The sequence below is a fragment of the Burkholderia sp. MSMB1459WGS genome, assembly GCF_001534535.1.
In the GTDB taxonomy this organism is placed as follows: domain Bacteria; phylum Pseudomonadota; class Gammaproteobacteria; order Burkholderiales; family Burkholderiaceae; genus Burkholderia.
The window spans coordinates 1-1,061 of sequence record NZ_LPMU01000040.1 but is presented as its reverse complement, the minus strand read 5'-3'; the positions used below and the strand labels follow the sequence as shown (position 1 = coordinate 1,061).

The window sequence follows — 1,061 nt, the reverse complement described above, 5'->3', positions numbered from 1 at the left end:
GTCGCGCCCGGGCGCACCTTGTCGACGCCTTGCACGATCACGTGATCGCCCGCCTGCAGACCGCCTTCGACGATCCAGTTCTGCCCTTGCATGCCGGTGGTCTTCAGCGGACGCGGCTCGACCTTGTTGGCCGCGTTCACCACCATCGCGATCGCCTGGCCCTTCTGGTCGTGCGTGACGCCGATCTGCGGCACCAGGAACGCGTTCTCGTTCACGCCTTCCTCGATCCGTGCACGCACGAACATCCCCGGCAGCAGCACGCGGCCCGGGTTCGGGAAGACCGCGCGGATCGTCACCGAGCCCGTGGTCTGGTCGACCGTCACGTCCGAGAACTGCAGCTTGCCCGGCTCCGAGTAGGTCTTGCCGTCTTCCAGGATCAGCGTCACCTTCGCCGCGCCCGGGCCGCTCGTCTTCAGACGCCCGCTCTGCACGTCCTGACGCAGCTTCAGCCCTTCGAGGCTCGATTGCGTGAGGTCGACGTACACCGGATCGAGCTGCTGCACCGTCGACATCAGCGTCGCCTGGCTCGCCTGCACGTACGCGCCCGGCGTCACCTGCGAGATGCCGACGCGGCCGCTGATCGGCGACACGACATCCGTATAGCCGAGGTTGATCTGCGCGGTGTCGACCGCCGCCTTGCCGGCCGCGACGTCCGCCGCGGCCTGCCCTTGCGTGGCGACCGCGTTGTCGTAGTCCTGCTTGCTGACCGCGTTCGCGGCGACCAGCACCTTGTAGCGCGCGACCAGCGCGTTCTGCGTGACGAGGTTCGCCTGCGCCTTCGCAAGCGTCGCCTTCGCGCTGTTCAGCGCGGCGATGTACGGCGCCGGATCGATCTTGTAGAGGCGCTGGCCCGCCTTGACGTCGGTGCCTTCGGTGAATTCACGGCGCAGCACGATGCCGTCGACCCGCGCGCGCACTTGCGCGACGAGGAATGCACTGGTGCGGCCCGGCAGGTCGGTGAAGACCGGCACGGCTTGCGGCTGGACGGTGACGACGCCGACTTCCGGCGTTTGCGGCGGCGGTGCCGATTCTTTTTTCCCGCACGCGGCCAGGAAAACGGC

1 protein-coding gene is annotated in these 1,061 nt (G+C 68.2%); it reads right to left on the bottom strand.

Annotated features, from left to right (window positions below; translation table 11 throughout):
* Positions 1–1,061, bottom strand: a 1,061-nt coding sequence (locus tag WT97_RS16355; RefSeq protein ID WP_060353813.1) for an efflux RND transporter periplasmic adaptor subunit, incomplete at both ends; no start/stop codon positions are given.